At 67.5% G+C, this 25,680-nt stretch carries 22 protein-coding genes; 7 read left to right on the top strand and 15 right to left on the bottom strand.

The annotated features are described in order from the left end of the window. Positions 1 to 4: 4 nt before the first annotated feature. Complete coding sequence (locus H7F16_RS00830) at positions 5 to 1,072, bottom strand: helix-turn-helix transcriptional regulator (RefSeq protein ID WP_241741113.1); 1,068 nt, start codon at positions 1,070 to 1,072, stop codon at positions 5 to 7. 25 nt (positions 1,073 to 1,097) lie between these two features. Here H7F16_RS00830 and H7F16_RS00825 point away from each other — a divergent pair, with 25 nt between their 5' ends. Further along, on the top strand, positions 1,098 to 1,796 hold the full coding sequence (locus H7F16_RS00825) for a hypothetical protein (RefSeq protein ID WP_185795660.1): 699 nt from the start codon (positions 1,098 to 1,100) through the stop codon (positions 1,794 to 1,796). Positions 1,797 to 1,840: 44 nt separating this feature from the next. Here H7F16_RS00825 and modC read toward each other — a convergent pair whose 3' ends face one another. From modC to H7F16_RS00760, 13 genes are all read right to left on the bottom strand, one after another. Beyond that, a complete protein-coding gene (modC, locus tag H7F16_RS00820; protein ID WP_185795659.1) occupies positions 1,841 to 2,944 on the bottom strand; it encodes a molybdenum ABC transporter ATP-binding protein in 1,104 nt (367 codons plus the stop codon). Continuing rightward, positions 2,941 to 3,639, bottom strand: a complete 699-nt coding sequence (gene modB, locus H7F16_RS00815) for a molybdate ABC transporter permease subunit (RefSeq protein ID WP_185795658.1) — start codon at positions 3,637 to 3,639, stop codon at positions 2,941 to 2,943. Before modB ends, modC begins: the two co-directional genes overlap by 4 nt. Positions 3,640 to 3,659: 20 nt before the next feature. Further along, entirely contained in the window at positions 3,660 to 4,421 is a 762-nt protein-coding gene (modA, locus tag H7F16_RS00810; RefSeq protein ID WP_185795657.1) for a molybdate ABC transporter substrate-binding protein, read from the bottom strand. 72 nt (positions 4,422 to 4,493) lie between these two features. Then, complete coding sequence (locus H7F16_RS00805) at positions 4,494 to 4,859, bottom strand: winged helix-turn-helix domain-containing protein (RefSeq protein WP_241741109.1); 366 nt, start codon at positions 4,857 to 4,859, stop codon at positions 4,494 to 4,496. A gap of 100 nt (positions 4,860 to 4,959) precedes the next feature. Further along, on the bottom strand, positions 4,960 to 6,582 hold the full coding sequence (locus H7F16_RS00800; protein WP_185795656.1) for a dihydroxyacetone kinase subunit DhaK: 1,623 nt from the start codon (positions 6,580 to 6,582) through the stop codon (positions 4,960 to 4,962). A gap of 9 nt (positions 6,583 to 6,591) precedes the next feature. Next, entirely contained in the window at positions 6,592 to 7,584 is a 993-nt protein-coding gene (locus tag H7F16_RS00795; protein WP_185795655.1) for an ABC transporter ATP-binding protein, read from the bottom strand. Further along, positions 7,577 to 8,671 carry an ABC transporter ATP-binding protein gene (locus tag H7F16_RS00790; RefSeq protein WP_185795654.1) on the bottom strand — a complete coding sequence of 365 codons (1,095 nt, stop codon included), beginning with the start codon at positions 8,669 to 8,671 and terminating at the stop codon, positions 7,577 to 7,579. Before H7F16_RS00790 ends, H7F16_RS00795 begins: the two co-directional genes overlap by 8 nt. 2 nt (positions 8,672 to 8,673) lie before the next feature. Further along, positions 8,674 to 8,862, bottom strand: a complete 189-nt coding sequence (locus H7F16_RS00785) for a hypothetical protein (protein ID WP_185795653.1) — start codon at positions 8,860 to 8,862, stop codon at positions 8,674 to 8,676. A gap of 127 nt (positions 8,863 to 8,989) precedes the next feature. Beyond that, the gene (locus tag H7F16_RS00780; protein WP_185795652.1) at positions 8,990 to 9,931 is read right to left on the bottom strand and encodes a carbohydrate ABC transporter permease; all 942 of its coding nucleotides are present in this window, start codon (positions 9,929 to 9,931) and stop codon (positions 8,990 to 8,992) included. Next, positions 9,928 to 10,872 (bottom strand): carbohydrate ABC transporter permease, encoded by a 945-nt coding sequence (locus tag H7F16_RS00775; RefSeq protein ID WP_185795651.1) that lies wholly within the window; start codon positions 10,870 to 10,872, stop codon positions 9,928 to 9,930. The genes H7F16_RS00780 and H7F16_RS00775 overlap by 4 nt, the downstream gene beginning before the upstream one ends. A 193-nt stretch (positions 10,873 to 11,065) precedes the next feature. Beyond that, on the bottom strand, positions 11,066 to 12,382 hold the full coding sequence (locus H7F16_RS00770) for an ABC transporter substrate-binding protein (RefSeq protein WP_185795650.1): 1,317 nt from the start codon (positions 12,380 to 12,382) through the stop codon (positions 11,066 to 11,068). 171 nt (positions 12,383 to 12,553) lie between these two features. Further along, positions 12,554 to 13,612, bottom strand: coding sequence for a substrate-binding domain-containing protein (locus H7F16_RS00765; RefSeq protein WP_185795649.1), 1,059 nt, complete (start codon positions 13,610 to 13,612; stop codon positions 12,554 to 12,556). A 68-nt stretch (positions 13,613 to 13,680) separates the two neighbouring features. Beyond that, the gene (locus H7F16_RS00760; protein ID WP_185795648.1) at positions 13,681 to 15,357 is read right to left on the bottom strand and encodes a winged helix-turn-helix domain-containing protein; all 1,677 of its coding nucleotides are present in this window, start codon (positions 15,355 to 15,357) and stop codon (positions 13,681 to 13,683) included. 114 nt (positions 15,358 to 15,471) lie between these two features. Between H7F16_RS00760 and H7F16_RS00755 the strand changes: the two genes are divergently transcribed. The 3 genes from H7F16_RS00755 to H7F16_RS00745 all read left to right on the top strand — a co-directional run bounded on the left by H7F16_RS00755 (position 15,472) and on the right by H7F16_RS00745 (position 18,824). Further along, the gene (locus tag H7F16_RS00755; RefSeq protein WP_185795647.1) at positions 15,472 to 16,551 is read left to right on the top strand and encodes a PLP-dependent cysteine synthase family protein; all 1,080 of its coding nucleotides are present in this window, start codon (positions 15,472 to 15,474) and stop codon (positions 16,549 to 16,551) included. An 18-nt stretch (positions 16,552 to 16,569) separates the two neighbouring features. Beyond that, positions 16,570 to 18,069 carry a pyridoxal phosphate-dependent decarboxylase family protein gene (locus tag H7F16_RS00750; protein ID WP_185795646.1) on the top strand — a complete coding sequence of 500 codons (1,500 nt, stop codon included), beginning with the start codon at positions 16,570 to 16,572 and terminating at the stop codon, positions 18,067 to 18,069. Positions 18,070 to 18,335: 266 nt separating this feature from the next. Next, positions 18,336 to 18,824: a hypothetical protein gene (locus tag H7F16_RS00745; protein WP_185795645.1), complete on the top strand. Its 489-nt coding sequence runs from the start codon at positions 18,336 to 18,338 to the stop codon at positions 18,822 to 18,824. Between the two features lie 202 nt (positions 18,825 to 19,026). On the opposite strand, the gene katG is transcribed toward H7F16_RS00745, so the two are convergent. After that, positions 19,027 to 21,237 (bottom strand): catalase/peroxidase HPI, encoded by a 2,211-nt coding sequence (gene katG / locus H7F16_RS00740; protein ID WP_185795644.1) that lies wholly within the window; start codon positions 21,235 to 21,237, stop codon positions 19,027 to 19,029. Positions 21,238 to 21,366: 129 nt separating this feature from the next. Between katG and H7F16_RS00735 the strand changes: the two genes are divergently transcribed. The 3 genes from H7F16_RS00735 to recJ all read left to right on the top strand — a co-directional run bounded on the left by H7F16_RS00735 (position 21,367) and on the right by recJ (position 25,640). Continuing rightward, positions 21,367 to 22,263, top strand: a complete 897-nt coding sequence (locus tag H7F16_RS00735; RefSeq protein ID WP_185795643.1) for a LysR substrate-binding domain-containing protein — start codon at positions 21,367 to 21,369, stop codon at positions 22,261 to 22,263. Positions 22,264 to 22,603: 340 nt separating this feature from the next. After that, the gene (gene glpX / locus H7F16_RS00730; RefSeq protein ID WP_185795642.1) at positions 22,604 to 23,569 is read left to right on the top strand and encodes a class II fructose-bisphosphatase; all 966 of its coding nucleotides are present in this window, start codon (positions 22,604 to 22,606) and stop codon (positions 23,567 to 23,569) included. Between the two features lie 319 nt (positions 23,570 to 23,888). Beyond that, entirely contained in the window at positions 23,889 to 25,640 is a 1,752-nt protein-coding gene (recJ, locus tag H7F16_RS00725) for a single-stranded-DNA-specific exonuclease RecJ (RefSeq protein WP_185795641.1), read from the top strand. Positions 25,641 to 25,680 lie beyond the last annotated feature (40 nt).

Here is a 25,680-nt window from a genome sequence, read left to right as displayed (position 1 = left end):
CAGCCTAGGGCAGGGCCGGAAAGTCGCTGCGCTGGAAGCCCTGCACCATCCGGCGCAGCCGGTCGGGGGCCAGAACCTCGACCGCATCGCCCCAGAGGTAAAGGTGCCATGCCATTTCCAGATGGCCCGAGGCGGCAAAGCGCACGGTAAGGCTGCCGTCTGCGTCCTCGGTCACCTGTTGCAGCGGGTGAAAGATGAACTCGCGCGCGACGGGGGCGGCCTTGGGCGAAAAGCGCCAGACGGTTTCGGCATATTCCTCTTCGGCGTGGTAGCTGCCAAAGGCGCGGGCGGCATGGGCCTCGAGGTTGAAGTCGGGGTCGCGGGCAAAAGAGCTGGCTTCCAGCCGCGCCCCGGTGATCCGGTCAAGGCGGAAGTGCTGCAACCGCCCGTTGCCCCCCGTGACCTTGGCCACCAGATAGCGGCGCGTGCCCAGAAGCATCCCGTAGGGTTCGACCACCCGTTCGGCCCCGCCCGGCTTGCTGCCGCCCGCATAGACGATGGTCAGCAGATGCGGCCCCTTGAGCGCGGCGGCGACCGTGTCGAGGATCATGGCCTCGGTGCGCACGCGCGGGCCGGGGCGCGAGGCGAAGCCGTAAGCCTCGAGCACCGCTTCGGCATCGCTTTCGGCGCGGCGGGCATGGGGGCGGGCCATATTGGCCAGAAGCCGGTCGCGCAGCGAACGCAGCGCCCGCACCTCGTTCGTGGCGCCGTCGCGTTCGGCGCGGCGGATGCTGATTTCGATGGCCGCAAGCTCGCTGTCGCGGATGCCCTGCGCCAGCATCAGCCGCGCGGCGTTGCTGTCGAGCTTCCAGTATTTGCGCCGCTCGTCATCGGTGCGGGTGGTGCAGTTGGAAAACACCTCTTCCAGCATCTTGGTCATCCGCTGCGCGGTGCGCCGGTCGACGCCGAATTCCTCTTCGATGTCGGCAAGCCCGACGCCGGAATAGCGCGCCGTCGCCATTTCGGCGAGGCGGAGCAGGTCGAAAGCCTTGGTGAAGGACATGTTAACGATCCGTGACAGCTTCTGCCACCCATAGCAGATAAAGTCGGAGCAGAGACGAAAGCTTTTCATTCCGCCCCCATGAAAGGACGTTCCGATGCAGATCCAGCACAATGATTTCGCCACGGCCGCCTCGATCCGCGCCTCGCTCAAGCGGGGGTTGGCGAGGCAGGCGATGGCCGATGCGCAGCGCGACGAGGCGGCGCTTTGCACCCTCTTTGCGGCGGCGGCGGGAATGCGCCCCAATGCCAAGGCGATGCAGCGCATGGCCGCGCGCTCTGCCGCCGCGCGCGGGGTGGTGCGGGCCGAACGTGCGCCCGATGGCAGCCGGATCACCCTTTACACCCGCAACCACCGCGAGGTGCGGACGCGGAAAGAGGCGGAAGAGGTCTTTGCCGAAGAGGCGCTGGTCTATTCGCGGATCGGCCTGCGCTGCGACAGGGGGCAGGTTCTTGTCACGATCACGCGCGCCAGCTTTTGCCGCCACGCGATCGAGCGTCTGGTCGAACGCAGTGCCGTGACCTTGGGGCGCGGCCTGCTGGCCGACCTCGATGCCGAGGCGGTGGCGCTGTTGCGGGCGATGGCGCGGCAGCGCGGCTTTGACGACGCGGGCGACCGGTATCTGCCTGCCCTTCAGGCGGGCGTCTGGGCGGGCAGTCTGGATGCGACCTCGCTCGAGCCGGATTGGGGGCTGTCACCGGTTCAGGGCGGCACGGTTCCGGTCTTTTCCGCGCGGACCTTTCTGGCCGCCGACCAGATGCGCCCGACCGTCTGGCTGAAATGGTCGCGCGGCTAGAGCGGCCCGCGCCAAACCCGCACCAAACCCGCGCCCGACCCACGCTAGGGCTGGCCGAAACCCACGTTTTCCTGTGCCACCGACACGGCCTTCAGCACGGCGAACACGGCGGCCCCCTGCGTAAGCTTCAGGCTTTGCACCGAACGGCGCGTGATGCGGGCGATCAGCATGTCCTCTCCGGCGGCAAGCTGCACGATGGCCCCCGGCCCGTCGCCGATATGGATGGCGCTGATGCGGCAGGGCAGGATGTTCAGCGCCGAAATCCCCTTGGGGGCTTCGGTCGCGATCATCACGTCCTGCGCCAGTATCCGCAACCGCAGCACGGACCCCAGCGGCTGCGACAGACGCGGCAGCAGGATCGGCCCGGCCGAGCTGTCCAGCCGCGACAGGCCATCGGCTTCATGCGCGGCAAGGCGGGCGGTCAGGATCGCCCCCGCGTTGCGCAGCCCGACCAGCGGCGCGACCGAAGGGTCGGCCAGCACCTCGGCCGCGGGTCCGGTGGCAAGCACCTTGCCCGCATCGAGCAGGACAACCGTGGTGGCAAGCCGCGCGACCTCGGCCAGCGAATGGCTGACGTAAAGGATGGGCAGGCGCAACTCGTCGCGCAGCCGTTCCAGATAGGGCAGGATCTCGGCCTTGCGCGCCTCGTCCAGCGCGGCGAGCGGCTCGTCCATCAGCAAGAGGCGCGGGTTCGACAGGATCGCCCGCCCGATGGCAACGCGGCTCTTCTCGCCCCCCGACAGCAATCCGGGGCGGCGGTGCAACAAGGGCGCGATGCCCAGCAGATCGACGATGCGGTCAAAGGCAGGGCGGTCGGCAGGCCCCGCCGAAGACGGGGCGAACCAGCGCCCGTAAAGCAGGTTCTGCCGAACGGTCAGATGCGGAAACAGCCTGCCGTCCTGAAACACATAGCCGATGCGGCGGCGGTGCGGCGGCAGGGCAATCCGCGCATCGGTGTCAAGCAGCGTCACCCCGTCAAGCAGGATGCGCCCGCGATCCGGCCGCAACAGGCCCGCCACGGCGGAAATCACCGTGGATTTCCCCGCCCCCGATTTGCCGAAAAGAACCGTCACCCCCTGCGGAACGTCAAAGCGGGCCGACAGGGTGAAACCGTCGAACCGGTGGTGAAGATCGACGCTCAGGCTCATGCGCCGGAAATCCGTTTTGCCACCTTGCGGCTGACCCATTCCGAAACCAGCAGCGCCGCCATCGCCACGGTGATCGACACCAGCACCAGGCGCAGCGCCTGCGTCTCGCCCCCCGGCACCTGAAGTGCCGCATAGATGGCCGAGGGCAGGGTTTGCGTCTGGCCCGGAATGTTCGACACAAAGGTGATCGTCGCGCCGAATTCCCCCATCGCCTTGGCAAAGGCAAGGATCGCCCCGGCAAGGATGCCGGGCAGGATCAGCGGCAGGGTCACCGTGGCAAAGACCCAGACCCGCCCCGCGCCAAGGGTCGAGGCCGCCTGTTCCAGCCTCGGGTCCACCGCCTCGATGGCAAGGCGGATGGCGCGGACCATCAGCGGAAAGGCCATGATCGCCGCAGCCAGCGCCGCCCCCGTCCAGCGAAAGGCAAAGACGATGCCGAACCACTGGTCAAGATAGGCCCCGACGCTGCCCCTGCGCCCGAAGGTGACAAGCAGCAGATAGCCCGTCACCACGGGCGGCAGGATCAGCGGCAGGTGGACCAGCCCGTTCAGCACCTCGCGCCCCCAGAAGCGCCAGCGCGCCAGCGCATAGGCGACAAGGATGCCCAAGGGCAGGCTGACCGCCGTCGCCCAGAACGAGACGCGCAGCGACAGGGCCACGGCGCGCCACTCCTCGGCTGTCAGCGGGTCGAACATGGCGCTCCTTTGCGGGCGGCTCAGCGGGGCAGGGTAAAGCCCTGCGCGGTGAACGTCGCACGCGCCGCATCCGAGGACAACGCCTCGAAAAAGGCCGTGTCGGCGGCATCGGCGGCGCTGGCAAGCAGGGCGGCAGGGTAAAGGATCGGCTTGTGGCTGTCTTCGGGAAAGGTGCCGATGACGCTGACGCCGTGTTCGGCCACCGCATCCGTGGCATAGACGATGCCCAAGGGCGCCTCGCCCGCCGCGACCAGCGCAAGGGCGGCGCGCACGTTCTCGGATTGCGCGACCGCGCCTTCGACCGAAGGCCAGAGGCCCAGCGATTCCAGCGATTGCTTGCCGTATTGCCCCGCAGGGACCGAATCGACCATGCCCATCGACAGCTTGCCATCGCCCAGCAGGGCCGCAAGGTTCAGCCCCGGCCCGATCTCGACGGCTGGCGCATCGCTGCCATGCGCGACCAGAACAAGGCTGTTGCCAAGCAGGTCGCGGCGCGTGTCGGGGCGCAGCAATCCGGCCTTCTCGACCTCGTCCATCCAGTTCGTCGCGGCGGAAACGAAGATGTCGGCGGGCGCGCCCTCGAGGATCTGTTTGGCCAGCGCGTTGGACCCGGCGTAGCTGATCGTCACCGTGTCACCCGTCTGGGCCTGAAAATCGGCGGCCACCGCATCGAGCGCGGTCTTGAGCGAGGCTGCGGCAAAGACCACCACCTCCTCGGCGCGGGCGGGGGTGACGGTCAACAGAGCCAGCATCAGGCCAGAGGCAAGGAGGGTAGGGCGCATGGGGCGCATGGGAAACCCGTTCGTTATGTTCGTGAAAACATAACAAGCGGAGCGTGGCACCTTTGGCAAGCGTTATTTCCCGTCGGCGCTATCGCTTTGCCCGCGCGGGCGCAGCAGGCCCTCGAGTGCGGCAAGCGGGGTCGCGGCGGCGGTGGCGGCAAGGGTCAGGATCTCGGCGTAGAGCGCCAGCACGGTTTCGCCCGTCGCCGTCAGCCGCGCGCCGCCGCCGCCCTGCCCGCCACGCGCGCTAAAGACCAGCGGTTCGGCAAAGGCCGCGTTCATCTCCTCGACCAGCATCCACGCGCGCTTGTAGCTCATCCCCATCGCCCGCCCCGCGGCCGAGATCGACCCCGTGTCGCGGATCAGGCCCAGCAATTCGGCCTTGCCCGGCCCGATCATCGCCTCGTCGAACAGGATGCGCAGTTTCAGGATCGTCATGGTTCCCCCCGCCGGTCGCCCGACTGTTCAGGATTGCCCCCCGACTGGCAAGGGGGGCAGGGGAAAGCCGCAAGCGGGGCAAGCGGTGCCAGAGGGGCGGCTATCCCGTGGCAAGGGTCCGGAACAGCCGCGCCACGCCCTCGGCCCCCGGATCGTTGAACCCGGCAAGCTTGTCGGCCGACAGGTACGAGGCCCGCCCCGCCTTGGCCCGCGTCATGCCTGCCGTGCCGTCGGCCCCCGCGCGGGCGGCGGCGGCGGCGGCGGCCAGCCCTTGCGGCAAGGCCGCCAGCGCAGGGGCCAGCGCGTCGATCATCGTCCGGTGGCCCGGCGCGGCACCGCCCACCTGCATCACGCGGTCAAGACCCGCCAGCAGCGCCCCCGTCAGCGTCTTTCCCGATGCCGAGGCATCGCCCGCCGCCGCGAAGAAAATCGCCAGCAGCACGCCCGAGGATCCGCCCATCGTCTGGCTCAACTCGTTGCCGATGGCGCGGTAAAGCTGCGTCGGATCGGCCAGCGGCAACCGGTCGAGCGCCGCCTTGAGCGCCCGCGCCGCCCCTGCCAGCGTGCTGCCCGTATCGCCATCGCCCGATTTCGCATCGAGCGCGTTCAGGTCCGCTTCGCAGGCGATCAGCGCGTCGCAGCAGCGTTCCAGCAGCGCCCGCCGCGCCGGATGCGCCGAAGGCACCGGCTGGATCGGGGCCAGCCCGTCGGGCAGGGGGCGCACCTGCACGGCGGCCAGTTCGGCAAGGCCCGGCCAGGCATGCGGCCCGACGGGTGCGGCCAGCGCCGCCACCTGCGCCGCATCGACCGGAAGCAGCGAGACGGAAAAGCCGTGCATGTCGAGCGAGGTCATCAGCGCCGCAGGCCCGATCATCCAGCGGATGCGCGCGCCGATGGGCGAACGGGCCAGTTCCTCGGCCAGAATGCTCATCTCGAGCGGGGTGGTCGCACCAAGGTTGTTCAAAAGCGCCACATGCTCGCCCGCGCCCATATGGGGGCCAAGCCGTTCGGTCACCATGCCCATCGCCGCACGGGCGCCCGCGAAATCGACCTGCTCGACCCCGGCCTCACCGTGGATGCCAAGGCCCAGCTCGGCCTTGCCCGCGCCGATGCGGTCCTCTTTCGGGCTGCCCGGAACGGTGCAGGTATCAAGCGACATGCCGATGGAAATCGCCCCCCTGATCGCGGCTTGCGCGGCGGCGGTGACGGTGTCGAGATCCGCCCCCCCCTCGGCCAGCGCCCCGGCGATCTTGTGCACGAACAGCGTCCCCGCCACGCCGCGCGCCTGCGGCAGGTCGGGCAGGGCCACGTCGTCATCGACGATCACCATCGACACCTTCAGCCCGAAGGCCCGCGCCCGTTCGGCGGCAAGGCCGAAGTTCAGCCTGTCGCCCGTGTAGTTCTTGACGATCAGCAGGCAGCCCGCCTTGCCCGTCACGGCCAGAATCCCCGCCAGAACGGCATCGACCGAGGGGCTGGCAAAGACGTCGCCGCAGACCGCCGCCGTCAGCATGCCGCGCCCGACGAACCCCGCGTGCGACGGTTCGTGCCCCGATCCCCCGCCCGAGACCAGCGCCACCTTGGCCTTGTCCCAGTCGCTGCGCACGACGACCTTGATATGCGGATAGCCGTCGAGCCGCGCGAGCGTGCCGCCCGATGTGCGCAAAAGCCCGTCGATCGCCTCGGTGACAAGCGTCTCCTTGCTGTTCATGAACTGCTTCATGGCGTCTCCTCAGGTGCGGTTGCCGCTGGCGTCGAACCAAAGCGGGGTGTCGGGACGGATGGAAATCTGCGCGCCCGCCGCAAGGGCGGTGTGCGGGTCGGTCAGGGTGACGATCTCGTGCGGGCCCATCGTCAGGTGCAGGCGCGTCTGGTCGCCAAGCCGCTCGACGCGGCGCACGGTGGCGGGCTGGCCCTCTCCGATGCGCACATGTTCCGGCCGCAGGCCGATCTGCACCGCGCCCGCCGGGGCGGGGCCGAAGGCATCGGCGGGCAAAAGGTTGATGCGCGGCTGGCCCAGACGGCTGGCGACATAGGCCGAGACGGGGTTCTCGTAGATCTCGCGCGGGGTGCCGAACTGCACAAGACGGCCCGCGTCCAGCACGCCGACATGGGTCGCCATCGTCATCGCCTCGATCTGGTCATGCGTGACGTAAAGGAAGGTCGCGCCCAGCTCGGCATGGATGCGCTTCAGCTCGATCCGCAGATCGGCGCGCAGCTTGGCGTCGAGCGACGAGAGCGGTTCGTCCATCAGGTAGATGCGCGGGTTGCGCACCAGCGCCCGCCCGATGGACACGCGCTGCATCTCGCCGCCCGAAAGCTGTGTCGCCTTGTTGTCAAGCTTGTGGGCGATGCGCAGCACCTCGGCCACCTCTCCCACCTTGCGGGTGATCTCGGCCTCGGGCCAGTTCAGCACCGGCGAGCGCAGCGGAAAGGCGAGGTTCTCGCGCACGGTCAGATGCGGGTAGAGCGAATATTGCTGGAACACCATCGCCACATCGCGCTGGGCGGGCGTGTCGGCGGTGACCGGGGCCCCTGCGATGCGGATATCGCCCGCGTCTGGACGGTCAAGCCCCGCGATCAGCCGCAACGTGGTGGTCTTGCCCGCCCCCGTCGGGCCAAGCAGCACCACGAAGGCGCCGTCGGGAATGGTCATGCTCACATCCGCCAGCGCGCGGTTCGTGCCATAGGATTTGGTCAGGCCGACCAGCGATACCTCAGCCATGATGCACCCCCGCATTCGCCGCCGTGCGCAGCGCGCGGCCCGACGCCGCATCGAAAAGCGACAGCGACCCCGCGCGGAAGGACAGGCCGAGCTGCTCGCCCACCCGCGCCACCTGACCCGAAGGCACCCGCGCCTTGATCGTGCCATGCGGGGTTGCCAGCGTGACGATCTGCGTCGTGCCAAGGTATTCCGCCGCGATGATCCCGCCGCGATAGGCCCCGCCATCGGTCAGCGACACATGCTCGGGCCGCACGCCCAGCACCAGCGGCCCGAAGGCGCTTTCCTGCACCTCGGGCAGGGCGACCGGCGTGTCGCCAAGCGCCACGCTCTGGTCGCCGGGGATCACCTTGCCCTCGAAGCGCAGGAAATTCATCGCCGGAGAGCCGATGAAATCGGCCACGAACATCGTCGCCGGATGGTCGTAGATGTCTTGCGGAGTTCCGAACTGCTCGACCACGCCGTGGTTCATCACCACGATCTTGTCGCCCATCTGCATGGCTTCCAGCTGGTCATGCGTGACATAGACGGTGGTCGCCTTCATCCGGTCGTGCAGGGCGCGCAATTCCTCGGCCATATGCTCGCGGAATTCGGCATCCAGCGCGCCAAGGGGTTCGTCCATCATGAAGGCCTTGGGGTTGCGCACGATGGCCCGCCCCAGCGCCACGCGCTGCCTGTCGCCGCCCGACAGCCCGCCCACGGGCTTGTCGAGGATGCTTTCGATGCCCAGAATGCGCGCCACCTCGGCCACCTTGGCCTGCACCTGCGCGCGGGGCACGCCCTGGCTCACCAGCGGATAGCTGATGTTCTTGCGCACGTTCATATGCGGGTAAAGCGCGAACATCTGGAACACCATCGCGATGTCGCGCTGGCTGGCGGGGCGCTGGCTCACATCCTCGCCGTCGATCAGGATCTGGCCGCTGGTGGGCAACTCCAGCCCCGCGATCATGCGCAGCGTCGTGGTCTTGCCGCAGCCCGAAGGGCCGAGCAGCATGAAGAATTCGCCGTCACGGATGGTGAAGGACGACCCTTTCACCGCAGTGAAGCTGCCGAATTCCTTGCGAAGGTCGCGGATGACGATTTCGGCCATGACTATTCCGGAAAATGCGAGACGATGATGAACATGACCGTTCCCGCCAGCGTGACGAGGAAGGACCAGGTGTAAAGCGCAAGCGCAAAGGGTTGCATCAGCATGAAGACCCCCAGCGCGATCAGGGCGGTGGCCAGCGCCTCCCACGGGCCGCGGCGCAGGCGGAAAAGACCGTTGATGAACTTGCTCACGCTGCCGCCCCCCGATCTTTCCGCGAAAAATCGCGCCCCGATCCTTTTGCGAAGGATCGACCCCCGCGCGTTGCCGATCCTTCGCAGAAGGATCGATCCCGCAAGTCTTGGCCGAAGGATTGCACGCTCATTTCCGCACCGCGCCGAATGTGATCCCGCGCAACAGATGCTTGCGCAGCAGGATGGTGAAGATCATCACCGGCAGCAGGAAGATCGTCGCCCCCGCAGCCACCGCGGGCCAGTCCTGACCGCCCACGCCGATGATCGTGGGAATGAAGGGCGGTGCGGTCTGCGCCGTGCCCGATGTCAGCAGCACGGCAAAGGCATATTCGTTCCACGCGAAGATCAGGCAGAAGATGGCGGTCGAGGCGATCCCCGTCGCCGCCTGCGGCAGCACCACCTTGCGGAAGGCCTGAAAGCGCGTGTAGCCGTCGATCAGCGCGGCCTCTTCGTATTCGCGCGGGATCTCGTCGATGAAGCCTTTCAGCAGCCAGACGGCAAGGCTGATGTTCACCGCCGTATAAAGCAGGATCATGCCCAGATGCGTGTCCGACAGGCCAAGGCTGCGATACATCAGGAAGATCGGGATCGCGACCGCGATGGGCGGCATCATCCGCGTCGACAGGATGAAGAACAGCAGGTCATCCTTCAGCGGCACCTTGAACCGCGAGAAGGCATAGGCGGCCAGCGTGCCCAGCACGATCGACAAGAAGGTCGACCCGAAGCCGATGATGACCGAATTGAGGAACCGCTCGCCAAAGCGGCTTGGCCCCGCGATCACCATGCCCTGATCGCGGACGATCTCGTCATACCATGTGGCCGGCGGGGGCAGGTTCCCGAACTCGTCCGACGAGACGCGGGTGCGCGTGGTGAACAGGTTCACATATCCCTCGAGCGAGGGCTGGAACACCACCTTGGGCGGGTAGCTGATCGAATCCTGACCCGATTTGAACCCGGTCGAGATGATCCAGACCAGCGGCAGCAAGGTGATGACGGTGTAAAGCGTCACCAGCAGGGCCGCGACCCATTTCGACCGGCGGGTCGGTTCGGTGATGGAATAGGCGCTCATCTTTCCTTCACCTTGTTCAGGGCTTTGACATAGATCGAGGCAAGGCCGAAGACGGTCACGAACAGGATGATCGCATAGGCCGAGGAATAGCCCGTGCGCCACTTCTCGAACGCCTCGCGCTTGAGGTCGATCGAGGCGAGCAGCGTCTCGTTCCCCGGCCCGCCGCCCGTAAGCAGCACGACCATGTCGAACATCTTGAAATTCTCGATGCCGCGGAACAGCACGGCCAGCATCAGGAAGGGCAGCACCATCGGCACCGTCAGCGTCCAGAACTGCCGCCATTTGCTGGCGCGGTCGACCTCGGCCGCCTCGTAGATGTAATCGGGGATCGACCGCAGCCCGGCCAGACAGATCAGCATCACGAAGGGCGTCCACATCCATGTATCGACGATCACGATGGACCATTTCGCCAGACCGCCCGGCCCCAGCATCGAGAAGCTCGACGCGGGCGTGCCGGTGACGACTTCGACCACGTAATTCACCAGACCGATCTGGGGCTGGTAAAGAAAGGTCCAGAAGTTGCCGACCACGGCGGGCGACAGCATCATCGGCAGCACGATCAGCGTGGTCAGAAGGTCGTTGCCCTTGAATTTGCGGTTGATCAGCCAGGCAAGGGTGAAGCCCAGCACCACCTGGAAGAACAGCGTCCACAGCAGGAAATGCGCGGTCGTCTGCATGTTGGCCCAGATGCCGTCATCGGTCAGGATGCGGATATAGTTCCGCAGGCCGACCCACTTCACCTCGGCATTGGGCTTGTTGGCGGCAAAGTTGGTAAAGGAAAGCCGCACTGTCCAGATCAGCGGAAAGATGTTGATCGCCAGCAGCAGGAAGATGGTGGGCGCCACGAAAAGCCAGGCAATGGTCCGGTCCGAAAGGCCGCGGATGCGGCGGGCGACGGCACGGGGCGTTGCACTGGCTGCGGCTTCGATGGGGTTGGGCATGGGGCATCCTTCGATGCGGGCTTCGATGCGGGGCGGCAATGCGGGGTGCGGAACGGGCTGGGCAGAACGGTCTGGGCGGAACGGGCAGGGCAGGGTGGCCGCAGGGTTGGGGCCTTGGCCCCCTTCCCCGCGGGCGGGGAAGGGGTTGTTCAGGCTGTCACGCGCCCCGCAGGTCCGGGGCGCGCGCCAGGGGTCAGAGTTTGCCTTCGTCCTCGAACACTTCGGTCCAATCCTTGATCAGACCGTCAAGCGCCTCTTGCGCGGTGCCCTGGTCGGCAACCACATAGTTGTGCAGCCGCTCCTGCATCGCCAGCAGCAACGAGGCATAGGCCGGTTCCTGCCAGAAGTCCTGCACCCCTGCCATCGCCTGCAGGAAGTCACCCGCAAACGGGGCCGAGGCGGCAAAGCCCGGATCGTCCAGCACGGCCTTGTGGCAGCTATAGCCGCCCATCGACCACCATTTCTTCTGCACATCGGGTTGGGCGAACCATTTGATGTATTGCAGCGCGCCGTCGATGTTGTCCGAGTAGTTGACGACCGAAATCCCCTGTCCGCCCAGCGTCGAGGCCTGAACCTTCTGGCCGGGGTTCACGAAGAAGTCGATCTTGTCGCCGCCGGTGTTCGGGTCGGCATAAAGGCCGGGGAAGAAGGCGAACCAGTTCATCGCCATCGCCACCTGACCCGATTTGAACGCGTCGAGCGACTGTTCCATATAGGCGTTGTCATAGCCCGGAGGCGTCGCGGTCTTGTAAAGCTCCTTGTAGAACTCGAGCCCAGCCACGGCATCGGCCGAGTTCACGGCCCCCTCCATGTCATACTTGCCGGGGGTGTTCTCGTATTTGAAGCCGAAGGCGTAAAGCGAGCTGGTCGCGCCCATGGTGATGCCTTCGGACCCGCGCTCGGTGAAGATCGAGGCGCCGTAGACCTTTTGCCCGTCGATCTCGCGCCCCTGGAAGAACTGCGCGATTTCAAGCAGTTCCTGCTGGGTCTTGGGCTCGGCAAGGTCGCGGCCATACTTGGCCTTGAAATCGGCCTGGATCTCGGGCCGCGCGAACCAGTCCTTGCGGTAGAACCAGCCGTTCGCATCGCCCATCGCCGGAAGGGCGTAATAGTTCGGCGTGCCCTTGGGCCATGTCGAATAGGCATAGACCGTGGCGGGGGCGAAATCGTCCATGCTGATGCCGTTGGCATCGAAGAACTCGTTCAGTTTCAGGTAATGCCCGTTCTCGGCCCCGCCGCCGATCCACTGGCTGTCCCCGATCAGTAGATCGCACAGCTGCCCGCCCGAGTTGAGTTCGTTGAGCATCCGGTCCGCGAAATTCGGCCACGGGACGAATTCGAAATTCATCTTGATGCCCGACTGGGTCTCGAAATCCTTGGACAGTTCCACAAGGGCGTTCGCCGGATCCCAGGCCGCCCAGCAGAGGGTGAGTTCGTTCGACTGTGCCGAAGCCGCACCGGCCTGAGCCAGCGCCGCAACCGCCGTAGCGGCCAGAAGCCTTGTCTTCATCTCTATTCCTCCCGGTTTTTCGTGTGAAAGCGCGGGCCGGATCGGGGCATGCCCCCGTCAGGCCTTCTTGTGGGGATCACGATAAACAGCTTGCGCCGAGTCTGTCCAATGATTTTTGAGGTACGTGCCTCAGAAAATGATGCGACCAATAAGCGTCTGTTTCAAAACATTTTAATGGCTGGTTCGGGCGGGTTCGACCGGTTCGGGCGGCAGGTTTTCGTGCAGCACGATTTCGATGCGAAGCTGTTCCTGCCCTTCGTCGATCGGCGCACGGTCTGCCTTGGCGCGCAGAACGCGCAAGGTGGATCGCGCCAGATGCCCCGGATTCTGCGCGATCACGGCGTGCAGCTGCCCCGCCGTCAGCGCGGCGCGGCTGTGGCGTGTCAGCTCGTGCCCGATCACGACGACCTTGCCCAGCAGCCCCATCTCGCCCAGGGCCGCCGTCAGCGCGCGGTGGCCCGAGCCGAGCAGATAGACCCCGCCGATCTGCCCCGCCGACAGCAATTCGCGCAGGCCCGCGGCAAGCGCCTCGGGCGCGCCGTGGGTTTCCAGCGTGGGCAGCGCCTCGGCCTCGGGAAAGTCGGCCAGCAAAACCTCGTCAAAGCCGCGGCGGCGTTCGATGGCGTCGCGCAGCAGCATCGATTCCGCGACGACCGCGATGCGTCTTGGCCCGTTGCCGGTGAAGCGCCCCATAAGCAGCCCCGCCGTCCGCCCCGCCGCGCGGGAATCGACCCCGATGAAATGGTCGCAGCCCGCGTTGGGCAGGTCTGACACCAGCGCCACGACCGGAATGGCCCTTTGCCGCAGCCCGCGCACGGCATCGCGCAGCACGGGGGTTTCGGGGGCCATCACCGCCACGCCCGCAATCCCCTCGTCGGCCAGCCCCGCCAGCAGCGCGGCAAGCGCGTGGGTGTCCTCGGGCGGGTAGCGCACAAGCTGCATTTCGGTGCGGTTGGTGGCGGCCTGCTGCGCGGCCTCTTGCATCGCATCGGCAAGGGTCTGCACGAACTGGCTGTCACCGTCGGGCAGCAGCACGGCCATGCGGTAACTGCGCGACCGCGCAAGGTTCGCCGCCGCCATGTCGCGGATATAGCCCAGCCGTGCGATGGCATCGTTGACCGCATGGATGGTCTTTTCCCGCACGCCGGGCCGCGCGTTCAGCACACGGTCCACGGTCGCAAGGCTGACCCCCGCTTCGCGGGCAATATCGTTGACGGTTGGTCGGGACACGGATTCACCTCTGGCCGTGCAGTATCTGACGGCGGATGAGGTACGTCAATCATCCGCATCGCGGCCGATCAGAACCCCTGACGCCGCAACGCCCCGGTGATGGCCTGCCGTGCGCTGTCGTCGCGGATCGGAAAGGCCTGCATGAAATCGGCAAGGGTTGCGTCCTGCCGCTTGGCGCGGGCGGCGGTGGCCCAGCGGCGGGCCTGCGCCTCCGCGCCCGCAAGTCCGCAGGCAGCGGCGGCGATCATCGCGATCAGATGGTGCGCGCCGGGCGTCAGCGCGGCCTTTTCGCCCCAGCGGGCGGCGGCGGCGAAATCGCCCTGCTGCATCAGCATCTGCGACCGCACGCCATACATGCCGTAAAGCAGCGGATCGACCGGCGACAGGTCGAGTGCCGCGACCACCTCGCTCTCGCAGGCGGTTGCATCGCCGATCAGCATCGAGGTGAAGGCCGAGGCATAGAACCCCTGCGCATAGTTCGGGTTGATCGTGGTGGCGCGCGACAGCCAGTGCCTTGCGCTTTCGACATCGCCCACCAGCCAATGCGCCCGCCCCATCACGAAGTTGACGAAAGGGTCCATCGGGTCAAGTTCCAGCCCGCGTTCGGCATGGTCGCGCGCGGCGCGGCGGGCGGCGGCGATATCGGGCGCAAGCCGCAGGAACGCGTCGATGAATGCGGTAAAGGACAGCCCCGCCTCGGCCCGCGCAAAGGCGGGGTCAAGGGCGGTCGCCCGTTCGAAATAGCCCCGCGCTATGGCATTGTCTGGGGCGGTGAAGCGGTAAAGATGGCGCAGGCCAAGGTGATAGTTCGCCCATGCGTCATAGTCCTGCGATCCGCGCGACAGGGCGATGCGGGCCTCGTTTTCGGGAATATGCACCTCGAGTGCGGCGACGATGCGCGACACCACCATGCCGCGCAACGCGTCCAGCGCATCGGGCGTGGTGCTGACGCGGTCGGCCCAGATCACCTCGCCATTCTCGCAATCGGTCAGGTGCAGCGTGACCGACAGGTTGCGCCCCGCCCCTTCGAGCAGCCCCGACAGCACGTAGCGCACGCCCAGCGAGGTGGCCACCAGATCGAGATCGGGTTCGGCCTGCCGGAAGCGGAACGACGACCCCCGCGCCGTCACCGCGATCCAGCGCAGGCGCGACAGGGCAAGGATGATCTCGTGCGGGATGGCTTCGGCCAGAATGCCAAAGGCCTCGTCGCCCGACAGCAGCCGCAGGGGCAGGATGGCGATGGACGGGCGGCCCAGCCGCGCCGCGCCGGCCGCGCCGGGGGGCGGCAAAGGCGCAAGCAGGCTGCGCGCGGCCGCAGCAACGGGCCTGCCCGCCCCCGCCTCGTCTTGCAGGGCGCCCGTCATCCCGCCCGTCACCCCGCCCGTCATCCCGCCCGTTGCGGCCCCCGTCGCCCCGCCCGTCGCGGCCCCCGTCACGGCCTCGGTCACGGGGGCGACAAAGCGAAAGCCAAGCCCGTGCAGCGTGCGGATCACCTCTTGCCGGTCGCCGTCATCGCCAAGGGCCGCGCGGGCAGACCGCACGCGGCTTGCAATGCTGGCATCCGAAACCGCGCCGCCGGGCCAGACCGCTTGGGCAAGCTCGTCCTTGGCCACCATGCGGTCGCGGTTGCGGACCAGATGCACGATCAGCGCAAAGACCTGCGGCTCGACCCGCAGCGCCGCGCCTGCCCGCGTCAACTCGTGCCGGTCCGGATCAAGCCGGAATGTTCCGAAATGCCACGTCATCTGCGCTTGTCCCGGAAAAAAGGCGAAGGCCTTCATGATTTCTTCATAACACGATCAAGCACCGTCCCCCAAGAATTGTTAACCTTGTCCAAATCCAGTCAAAGGGAGCGCGAGATGGACGTCCAAGGCATCAGAACCACCGCCGGACGCGGGCGGCTTTACGACAGCATCCTCGAAACGGTCGGCAACACGCCCGCGATCAGGGTCAACCACCTCGGCCCCGAAGGGGTGCGGCTTTACGTCAAGGCCGAGTTTTTCAACCCCGCCGCCTCGGTCAAGGACCGCTTGGCGCTGAACATCATCGAAGCGGCGGAACGCACGGGCAAGCTGAAGCCCGGCCAGACCGTGGTCGAGGCGACCAGCGGCAACACCGGCATCGGGCTTGCGATGGTCTGCGCGCAAAAGGGCTACCCCCTTGTGGTGACGATGGCCGACAGCTTTTCGGTCGAGCGGCGCAAGCTGATGCGCTTTCTCGGGGCCAAGGTTGTGCTGACCCCGCGGGCGCAAAAGGGAACGGGCATGTATATGAAGGCCGTGGAACTGGCCGAAAAACACGGCTGGTTCCTTGCGCGGCAATTCGAGACAGGGGCCAATGCCGACATCCACGAATCCACCACCGCGCGCGAGATCATCGCCGATTTCGCGGGTGACCGGCTGGATTATGTGGTGACCGGCTATGGCACGGGCGGCACCGTGACGGGCATGTCCCGCGTGCTGCGGCGCGAGCGGCCCGAAACGAAGATCATCCTTGCCGAACCCGCCAACGCCCGGCTTGTCGGCAGCGGCACGCCGCAGGAACGCGGGGCAGGGGGCGCGCCCGCCAAAAGCCATCCCGCCTTCGAGCCGCATCCGATCCAGGGCTGGACGCCCGATTTCATTCCCAACGTGCTGCAAGAGGCCATCGACAACCACGGCTATGACGAGCTTGTGCCCGTGGCAGGGGCGGCGGGCATGGACTGGGCGCGCAAACTGGCACGGCGCGAGGGCATCATGACCGGCGTCTCGGGCGGGGCGAGTTTCGCCGTCGCGATGGGCATCGCCGAAAAGGCCGCGCAAGGCACGGTCATTCTGGCCATGCTGCCCGACACCGCCGAGCGTTACCTGACCACCCCCCTGTTCGAGGCCATCGCCGAGGATATGGACGCCGACGAGGTGGAGATTTCGCGCTCGACCCCGGGGTATCAACCGGCCTGAGGGCCAAGCGAGGGCAGCATGGACAACCTTTCCCCGACCGACCTACCCCCGGCCGATGCGTCATCGCTCGATCCCGCCGACTGGAGCGAATTTCTGGCCGTGGCCCACAGGGCCGTCGATGACGCCGTGGCGCGCATCGCCGCGCTGCGCGACGGTCCGGTCTGGACCCCGATGCCCGAACCCCTTCGGCAGGGCTTCCGCCAAGCCCTGCCGATGACGCCGCAGCCTCTGGCCGAAATCTACGCACAGGTGATGCGCGACGTGATCCCCCACGCGATGGGCAACCAGCATCCGCGTTTCTGGAGCTGGTACATGGGGGCGGGCGACCTGACCGGAGCCTTGGCCGATTTTCTGGCAGCCGTCGACGGATCGAACCTTGGCGGCGGCGATACGGCGGCGGCGGCGGTCGACATGCAGGTGACCGACTGGATCCGGCAGATGGTGGGCTTTCCCGAAGCGGCGAGTGCGGCCTTGGTCTCGGGCGGGTCTGCCGCGAACCTGATCGGCCTGACGGCGGCCCGCAATGCGATGGCGGGGGCGGACCTGCGCGAACAGGGCCTTGCCGCGATGCCGCAGCCCTTGGCCTTCTACGCCTCGGATCAGGTGCATAACTGCCATGACAAGGCGATGAACGTGCTTGGCCTCGGGCATCGTGCGCTGCGCCGCGTGCCGACCGATGCCGCCTTCCGCATGGAGCTTGCCGCCCTGCGCCGCATGGTCGCCGATGACCGCGCGGCGGGGGTGAAGCCGGCCTGCGTCATTGCCACGGCAGGCAGCACCAACACCGGATCGGTCGACGATCTGGCCGCCATCGCCGCCTTTTGCAAGGCCGAGGGGATCTGGCTGCATGTCGATGGCTGCATCGGCGCGCTTCTGGCCATCGCGCCGCAGGGTGCCGCGCTGGTGCGCGGGATGGAGCAGGCGGATTCGCTGGCGATGGACCTGCACAAATGGATGCACGCGCCGTTCGACGCGGGCTGCGTGGTGATCCGCGACCGGACACTCCACTTCTCGACCTTTTCGGAAGAGGCCGAATACCTTGCCCGGTCCCAGCGCGGGCTGGCGGCGGGCGAGTTCCTGCACAATTACACGCTGGAAACCACGCGCAGTTTCCGGGCGCTGAAGCTATGGATGATGCTCAGGCATCACGGGGTGGCGCGTTTCGGGCAGTTGATCGACCGCAACCTTGCCCAGGCCCGCGCCCTTGCCGCCAAGGTCGGGGCCGACCCGAAGCTGACCCTGATGGCCCCCGCCGCAACCAGTGTCGTCTGCTTCCGCTACGAACCGGAAACGGGCGACGCGGATGCGGTCGATGCGCTGAACCGCGAACTGCTGTTGCGCCTGCAAGAGGCGGGGATCGCCGCCCCCTCGGGCACCACCCTGCGGGGCCGCTACGCGCTGCGTGTGGCCTTTTGCAACCACCGCACGCGGATCGAGGATATCGACCTGCTGCTTGACGCGCTGCACCGGATCGGGGCGCAACTCGAATCCGGGCCGCCGCTTGCACGAACCGCCTAGCCAGCGGGGCGCGCTCCGCGCGGCGGCTCGCAGACGGCGACTGAACGGGCCTCACCCCTGCGGAACGGCCCGCTTGCCGGGGCGCGCGGACGGGGGGCGCGGACGGGGCGCGCTCGCGCCGCAACTGCCGATCGGGCCGACCAATTGCCATGCGCGGGCCTGTCATCCGTCCGTATCCCGCACCAAGGCCAGCGAAATCGGCCGATACCCGTGGTTGTCACGGCGCCGCAAACCGACAATCTGCGGCTGCATCCGCCGAGGACACCATGCCGCCTGCCAACCCCCGCAGCTATCACCACCGCCATCTCGATTTTGCCTTCCTGCCGCAGCCCGATGGCACCGCGCGGCTTGATGTGCATTCCGCCGAGGTGCTGCGCAGCCTGCTCGATGCCGCATCCGGCGGCGGGGCGGGGGCGTCGGGCTATATCCGTCTGGGCAGCGTCACGCTTTCGGCCCCGATGGCGGCGGCGCTGGAAAGCGTGTTCCGCGATCTCGGGGGGGCGCCTCCCGCCGACCGCGACAGGGCCGCCGCCGCATCGCGCGCGCGCCGTCTGGAACAGGCCACGCGGCTCGAGGCGTTCTTCGTGGCGAACAAGGGCAACCCGCTGGTCGAGAATGGCGTCGTGGTCGATCCGCGCTCCTCGCGGGGCAGGCGGTTGGTGCAGGCGATCCGCGATGGTCAGGCAGAACCGCAGCTTCTGCGCGACTGGCTGCGCCTGCGCATGGAATGGCGCGCGATCATGGCGCTGGCCTGATCCGGGCTGCAGTTCGTCCTGCAATCTCTTTTCCTTTCGGTCGTTCGGCCTGCAAAAAGTTCGTCTTGCAGCCTATTTGTCCTGTAAAACCTTCGACCTATGGCCTTTCGTCCTTCTGCACGCTCGCCCTGCGACCCGTTCGGGGCAAAATGAAAAGGGGCGCAGGGGTTTCCCCCCGCGCCCCCGATCCTGCTTGCGACGGTCAGACGTCGAAGCGGTCCAGCTCCATCACCTTGACCCATGCCTTGACGAAATCCGCCACGAATTTCCCCTTGGCATCGTCCTGCGCATAGACCTCGGACAGCGCGCGCAACTGCGAGTTCGACCCGAAAACCAGATCGACGCGGCTTGCGGTCCATTTGACGGCACCCGAAGCGCGGTCGCGGCCTTCGTAGCTGTTGGCCCCCGTGGGCACCCATTGCACCGACATGTCGACGATCGTGTCGAAGAAATCGGTGGTCAGCGCGCCGACCCGCTGGGTAAAGACGCCGTGGCTGTTGCCCACGTTCGCCCCCAGCACGCGCAGGCCACCCACCAGAACGGTCATCTCGGGCGCGCTCAGCGTCAGAAGCTGCGCGCGGTCGACCAGCAGCTCTTCGGCCGAAACGGTATAGGCCGATTGCAGATAGTTGCGGAACCCGTCCGCCGTGGGTTCAAGCACGGCAAAGCTTTCGGCGTCGGTCTGCTCTTGGCTTGCATCGACACGGCCGGGGGTAAAGGGCACGGCAACCGCATGGCCCGCAGCCTTTGCCGCCTGTTCCACACCGGCATTGCCCGCCAGCACGATCAGATCGGCCAGCGACACGCGCTTCTTGCCCGCCTTGGCGTTGAACGCCGCCTGAATCGCTTCCAGCTTGGCCAGAACCTTGGCCAGCTGCGCCGGCTGGTTCACCGCCCAGTCCTTCTGCGGCGCAAGGCGGACGCGGGCGCCGTTCGCGCCCCCCCGCTTGTCCGACCCGCGGAAGGTCGAGGCCGAGGCCCACGCCGTCCCGACCAGCTCGGACACCGACAGCCCCGAGGCGGCGATCTCGGCCTTGAGCGCCGCGATATCGGCGGCGTCGATCAGGTCGTGGTCACGCGCGGGCAGCGGATCCTGCCAGATCAGGTCTTCCGACGGCACTTCCGGCCCCAGATACAGCGCCTTCGGCCCCATGTCGCGGTGGGTCAGCTTGAACCATGCGCGGGCATAGGCATCGGCGAACAGCTCGGGGTCGGCATGGTAGCGGCGCGAGATCGGCTCGTAGATCGGATCGAAGCGCAGCGACAGGTCGGCGGTCGTCATCATCGGGGCATAGGATTTCGACGGGTCATGCGCGTCGGGGATCATATGCTCGGGCTTGACGTTCATCGCCCGCCACTGTTTCGCACCGGCAGGGGTTTCGACCAGTTCCCATTCGTAACCGAAGAGCATGTCGAAATAGCCCATGTCCCACTTGGTCGGATTGGGTTTCCACGCACCCTCGAAGCCGCTGGTGATCGTGTCATGCCCCTTGCCCGTGCCGTGGCTTGACAGCCAGCCCAGACCCATCGCCTCGATCGGGGCGGCTTCGGGCTCCGGTCCCACGGCGGTTGCAGGCCCGTTGCCATGCGCCTTGCCGAAGGTGTGGCCCCCCGCGACCAGCGCCACGGTTTCCTCGTCGTTCATCGCCATGCGGGCAAAGGTCTCGCGCACGTCACGGCCGCTGGCCACCGGATCGGGGTTGCCGTCCGGCCCCTGCGGGTTGACGTAGATAAGCCCCATCTGCACGGCCGCCAGCGGGTTTTCCAGCTCGCGGTCGCCCGAATAGCGGCTGTTCGCCTTGTCGCTGGTCGCCAGCCACTCGGCCTCGGCGCCCCAGTAGATGTCCTCTTCCGGCTCCCACACATCGGCGCGCCCGCCGCCGAAGCCGAATGTCTTGAACCCCATCGATTCCATCGCGACATTGCCCGCAAGGATCATCAGGTCGGCCCACGAGATGCGGTTGCCGTATTTCTTCTTGATCGGCCACAGCAGACGCCGCGCCTTGTCGAGGTTGCCGTTGTCCGGCCACGAATTCAGCGGCGCGAAACGCTGCGTGCCCGACCCGGCACCCCCGCGCCCGTCTCCGGTGCGATAGGTGCCCGCGCTGTGCCATGCCATCCGCACGAACAAGCCGCCGTAATGGCCCCAGTCGGCAGGCCACCAGTCCTGGCTGTCGGTCATCAGCGCCACCAGATCGGCCTTGAGCGCCGCGTAGTCGAGTTTCCCGAACTCGGTCGCATAGTCGAAATCCGGCCCCATCGGGTTACCGGCGGGGGCGTTCTGGTGCAGGATCTTCAGGTTCAGCTGGTTCGGCCACCAGTCGCGGTTCGAGCGGTTCGCATGGCTCGCATGTTTCGGCGCGCCGTGCATGACCGGGCATTTGCCAACGTTTCCAAGATCGTCGCCATCCATCGCGTGCTCTCCATCTGTCGCATGATTTGGGAAAGGGGGCGAAAGACGCCCGCCTTGCTGCGGCGGTGATAGCAAGTCTGAACGATTAGAGGAACTTGTATTTTCTGATTGACCCGATAACTTGCCCTTATGAACCTGACCCTCAAGCAACTCCGCTACTTCGACGCGCTCGCCCGGCAGGGCCATTTCGGCCGCGCCGCCGATCTGTGCGCCATCTCGCAGCCTGCCCTGTCGATGCAGATCAAGGACCTCGAGGAATCGCTGGGCGCGCCGCTGTTCGAACGCTCGGCGCGGCAGGTGCGGCTGACCGGCTTTGGCGAGGAATTGCTGACCCGCGCCCGCGATATCCTGCGCGCGGTGGACGAGCTGGGCGATCTTGCCCGCGCCTCGCAGGGGCGGCTGATGGGGCGGCTCAGGATCGGGGTGATTCCGACCATCGCGCCCTATCTTCTGCCCGCCTTCATCGGCGCGCTGACGCAGCGCAACGCCGACCTCGACATCCATGTGCGCGAGACGGTGACGCCGAAGCTGCTGGCCGAACTCGGGGAAGGGCGGCTCGATTGCGCCATCCTCGCCCTGCCTGTCTCGGAACCCTGGCTGACCGAGGTCGCACTTTTCACCGAACGCTTCGTCCTTGTCCGCCCCGCCGCCGATGCCGCCCTTCCCGTGCCCGACCCCGACCGCCTGCGCGAGATGCGGCTTTTGCTGCTGGAAGAGGGGCATTGCTTCCGCGATCAGGCCCTGTCCTTCTGCCGCGCCACCTCGAGCCTGCCGCGCGAGCTTCTCGACGGAAGCTCGCTCTCGACACTGGTGCAGATGGTGGGGGCGGGCATCGGCGTGACGCTGATCCCCGAAATGGCGGTGGCGGTGGAAACCCGCTCGGCCGCCGTTTCGGTCGCCCGTTTCGCGGGGGTGGAACCGGCCCGCCGCGTCGGCATGGTCTGGCGCAAGGGATCGGCGCTTGCCGCACAGCTTGGCCAGATCGCCGAGGTGGTAAGGGACTGCGGGATGGAATTGGGGCGGTAGCGCCCGCAACTGTCCCAAGCGCAACCTCTGGATGGGACCGTGGCCCAAAGCCACGGTCCGCGCGCAGCCCGCCCCCTCGGGCTGCGCGCCAAGGCGCACAACCCGGCGGGCCGCACGCAGACCTACCGGCGGATCAGGAAAACGCTCCACCGGAGCCTTTTCCTGATCCTCGTTCTGCGGGCAATTCCCTACCCCAAGCGGAACGCACCCCCGCCTGACGCCGTTTCTTCAAGCGGTTTCAGGACGGATCGCCACTGTTAGCGCCACCATCCTTGCCCGACCCTTGCCCCTTGGCTAAGGGCTTTCCTAACCGTAACGCCGCAAAGGATTGCACCCGATCATGGCCGACAAGCAGGAATTCCAAGACCGTCTTCTCTCGCTGGGCCTTGCCCGCGTGTCCGAGGCGGCGGCGCTGGCCTCGGCCCGCCTGATCGGGCGCGGCGACGAGAAGGCCGCCGATCAGGCGGCGGTCAATGCCATGCGCGACCAGTTGAACCTGCTGGAAATCGCCGGCGTCGTGGTGATCGGCGAAGGCGAACGCGACGAGGCGCCGATGCTCTACATCGGGGAAGAGGTCGGCACCGGGCAGGGGCCCGCCGTCGACATCGCGCTCGACCCGCTGGAAGGCACGACCCTGACGGCCAAGGACATGCCCAACGCATTGACCGTGATCGCGATGGCTCCGCGCGGCACGCTGCTGCACGCGCCCGATGTCTACATGGAAAAACTCGCCATCGGCCCGGGCTTCAAGACCGGCACCGTGACGCTTGCGATGACCCCCGCCGAACGCGTCAACGCGCTGGCCGCCGCCAAGGGCTGCTCGACCGAGGACATCACCGTCTGCGTTCTGGAACGTCCCCGCCACGAGGCGATGATCGCCGAACTGCGCGCGACAGGGGCGGCGATCCGGCTGATCACCGATGGCGACGTGGCGGGCGTCATGCATTGCGCCGAACCCGAGGTGACGGGGATCGACATGTACATGGGCTCGGGCGGCGCGCCCGAAGGGGTGCTGGCTGCGGCGGCGCTGAAATGCATGGGCGGGCAGTTCTTCGGCAAGCTCCTGTTCCGCAACGATGACGAACGCGCCCGCGCCCGCAAGGCCGGCATCACCAATTTCGACCGCGTCTACACCCGCGACGATCTGGTGCGCAGCGACGTGATCTTCGCCGCGACCGGCGTGACCGACGGCTCGCTTCTGGCAGGCATCAAGCGCGAACCGGGCTGGATCACCACCGAAACCATCCTGATGCGCTCGAAAACCGGCTCGGTCCGCCGGATGAGCTATCGCAGCCCCGCCAAATAGGCGGCACCTCCAAGGGCCCCCCACCCCCCCGCCCCCGCGCGTGATGCGCGGGCGGGGGGCCGTGCCCGACCCTGCCGCTTCAGCCTTGCCCAAATACTCACGCCGCAACGGCGGGTGCCAAGCCGCGCTGTCCCATCTTGCCGGTGCTGCGCCCGGCGCAGGCGGAGCTTTGAGTATTTGGGCAAGGATGAAGCCACGGGCGCGCATCCCTGCCCGACGGGTCGGGCGGCGCCTTGTCGCGTGACGAGGGGGGGGCGGGGCGGGGCGCAGGCACCATTCCCGCTTGCGACGCGCGCGGCTTTGCGGCATCCCAAGGGGCATGACGCAACGCGCTTTCCTGAATGTCGAAGCCTCGCTGACCGGGCGCCGCTGGGTCGGCCCCACGGCCGAGGAGGGGCGTCTGGCCGAGGCGATGGCGCAGGTCACGCGCCTGCCGCTCGCCCTGTGCCATACGCTGGTGAAGCGCGGCGTCGCCCCGGCCGAGGCCGCGGCCTATCTTGCCCCCGCCTTGCGCGACCTCTTGCCCGATCCGCTTGCCCTGCGCGACATGGGGCCTGCCGCCGCCCGTTTCCTGCGCGCGCTGCGCGACCGCCAGCGCATCGCGGTTTTCGCCGATTACGATGTGGACGGCGGCACTTCGGCGGCGCTTCTCATCCTGTGGCTGCGGGCGATGGGGCATGACGCCACGCTCTACATCCCCGACCGGATCGACGAAGGCTACGGCCCCAACGTGCCGGCCATGCAGGCGCTGGCGCGGGCGCATGATCTGATCGTCTGCGTCGATTGCGGCACCCTCTCGCAAGACCCGATCGCGGCCGCCGTGGCGGCAGGGGCCGATGTCGTGGTGCTTGACCACCATCTGGGCGGCCCGACCCTGCCGCCCGCCCTTGCCGTGGTGAACCCCAACCGGCAGGACGAGGACGGCACCCTTGGCCATCTTTGCGCCGCCTCGGTGGTCTTTCTGATGCTGGTCGAGGCGAACCGCCAGTTGCGGGCCGAGGCTGTCGCCGGGCCCGACCTGATGGCGATGCTCGATCTGGTGGCGCTGGCGACCGTTGCCGATGTGGCCCCGCTTCTGGGCGTGAACCGCGCGCTGGTCCGGCAGGGGCTGCGCGTGATGGCGCGGCGCGACCGCGTGGGCCTGCGCGTGCTGGCCGATATCGCGCGGCTCGACACGGCCCCCACCTGCCATTCGCTGGGCTTCCTGCTGGGTCCGCGCATCAACGCGGGCGGGCGCATCGGGCAGGCCGATCTTGGCGCGCGGCTTCTGTGCTGCACCGATGAGCCCGAGGCAAAGGCCCTCGCCCAGCGGCTGGACGAGTTGAACACCGAACGCCGCGAGATCGAATCCCGCGTCCGCGACGAGGCGATGGCGCAGGCCGAGGCGCGGGGCCTCGACGCCCCGCTGGTCTGGGCCGCAGCGCCCGGCTGGCATCCCGGCGTGGTCGGCATCGTCGCAAGCCGCCTGAAAGAGGCCACGAACCGCCCCGCCGTGGTCATCGGCTTCGAGGACGGGATCGGCAAGGGCTCGGGCCGGTCGGTTTCGGGGGTGGACCTTGGCGCGTCGATCCACCGGCTGGCCGAAGAGGGCCTGCTGCTCAAGGGCGGCGGGCACCGCATGGCGGCGGGCCTGACCGTGGCCGAGGACAGGCTCGAGGCCGCGATGGCGCGCCTGTCCGAGCTTCTGGCCAAGCAGGGCGCGGGGGCGGGCGGACCCGCCGACCTGCGGCTTGACGGCTTGCTGATGCCGGGCGCGGCGGACCTTGCCCTTGTCGAAAAGCTGGAAGAGGCGGGGCCTTACGGCGCATCCTCGCCCGCGCCGCGCTTTGCCTTTGCCGATATGGCGGTCAGCGCGCGGCGGATCGGGGAAAGCCATCTGCGGCTGCAAATCGGCGACGGCATGGGCGGCAGCCTCGAAGGCGTAGCCTTCGGGGCCTTCGACACCGCCCTCGGCCCCGCCTTGGCCGAGGGCGGACACAGCCGTTTCCACCTTGCCGGACGGCTCGAGCTGAACACCTATAACGGGCGGACCAAGGTGCAGTTGCGGCTGGAAGATGCGGCGCGGGCCTGAGCGTCCAAATCCCCGCGCCGGCGTTCATTTTCCCTCTTGC

This window comes from Paragemmobacter straminiformis (assembly GCF_014243445.1).
GTDB classification, from domain to species: Bacteria; Pseudomonadota; Alphaproteobacteria; order Rhodobacterales; family Rhodobacteraceae; genus Paragemmobacter; species Paragemmobacter straminiformis.
The sequence above is the reverse complement of the archived record's forward strand: the minus strand, read 5'-3'. Positions and strand labels throughout refer to the sequence as shown.

What these genes read in the sequence shown, in the direction of transcription:
- H7F16_RS00735 (WP_185795643.1), top strand. Translation starts at nt 21,367, where the DNA reads ATGAACCTGACCCTCAAGCAACTCCGCTACTTCGACGCGCTCGCCCGG.
- H7F16_RS00825 (WP_185795660.1), top strand. Translation starts at nt 1,098, where the DNA reads ATGCAGATCCAGCACAATGATTTCGCCACGGCCGCCTCGATCCGCGCC.
- H7F16_RS00755 (WP_185795647.1), top strand. Translation starts at nt 15,472, where the DNA reads ATGGACGTCCAAGGCATCAGAACCACCGCCGGACGCGGGCGGCTTTAC.
- recJ (WP_185795641.1), top strand. Translation starts at nt 23,889, where the DNA reads ATGACGCAACGCGCTTTCCTGAATGTCGAAGCCTCGCTGACCGGGCGC.
- H7F16_RS00760 (WP_185795648.1), bottom strand. Translation starts at nt 15,357, where the DNA reads ATGACGTGGCATTTCGGAACATTCCGGCTTGATCCGGACCGGCACGAG.
- katG (WP_185795644.1), bottom strand. Translation starts at nt 21,237, where the DNA reads ATGGATGGCGACGATCTTGGAAACGTTGGCAAATGCCCGGTCATGCAC.
- modB (WP_185795658.1), bottom strand. Translation starts at nt 3,639, where the DNA reads ATGTTCGACCCGCTGACAGCCGAGGAGTGGCGCGCCGTGGCCCTGTCG.
- H7F16_RS00745 (WP_185795645.1), top strand. Translation starts at nt 18,336, where the DNA reads ATGCCGCCTGCCAACCCCCGCAGCTATCACCACCGCCATCTCGATTTT.
- H7F16_RS00790 (WP_185795654.1), bottom strand. Translation starts at nt 8,671, where the DNA reads ATGGCCGAAATCGTCATCCGCGACCTTCGCAAGGAATTCGGCAGCTTC.
- H7F16_RS00775 (WP_185795651.1), bottom strand. Translation starts at nt 10,872, where the DNA reads ATGCCCAACCCCATCGAAGCCGCAGCCAGTGCAACGCCCCGTGCCGTC.
- modA (WP_185795657.1), bottom strand. Translation starts at nt 4,421, where the DNA reads ATGCGCCCTACCCTCCTTGCCTCTGGCCTGATGCTGGCTCTGTTGACC.
- H7F16_RS00770 (WP_185795650.1), bottom strand. Translation starts at nt 12,382, where the DNA reads ATGAAGACAAGGCTTCTGGCCGCTACGGCGGTTGCGGCGCTGGCTCAG.
- H7F16_RS00750 (WP_185795646.1), top strand. Translation starts at nt 16,570, where the DNA reads ATGGACAACCTTTCCCCGACCGACCTACCCCCGGCCGATGCGTCATCG.
- H7F16_RS00780 (WP_185795652.1), bottom strand. Translation starts at nt 9,931, where the DNA reads ATGAGCGCCTATTCCATCACCGAACCGACCCGCCGGTCGAAATGGGTC.
- glpX (WP_185795642.1), top strand. Translation starts at nt 22,604, where the DNA reads ATGGCCGACAAGCAGGAATTCCAAGACCGTCTTCTCTCGCTGGGCCTT.
- H7F16_RS00830 (WP_241741113.1), bottom strand. Translation starts at nt 1,072, where the DNA reads ATGAAAAGCTTTCGTCTCTGCTCCGACTTTATCTGCTATGGGTGGCAG.
- H7F16_RS00805 (WP_241741109.1), bottom strand. Translation starts at nt 4,859, where the DNA reads ATGACGATCCTGAAACTGCGCATCCTGTTCGACGAGGCGATGATCGGG.
- modC (WP_185795659.1), bottom strand. Translation starts at nt 2,944, where the DNA reads ATGAGCCTGAGCGTCGATCTTCACCACCGGTTCGACGGTTTCACCCTG.
- H7F16_RS00800 (WP_185795656.1), bottom strand. Translation starts at nt 6,582, where the DNA reads ATGAAGCAGTTCATGAACAGCAAGGAGACGCTTGTCACCGAGGCGATC.
- H7F16_RS00795 (WP_185795655.1), bottom strand. Translation starts at nt 7,584, where the DNA reads ATGGCTGAGGTATCGCTGGTCGGCCTGACCAAATCCTATGGCACGAAC.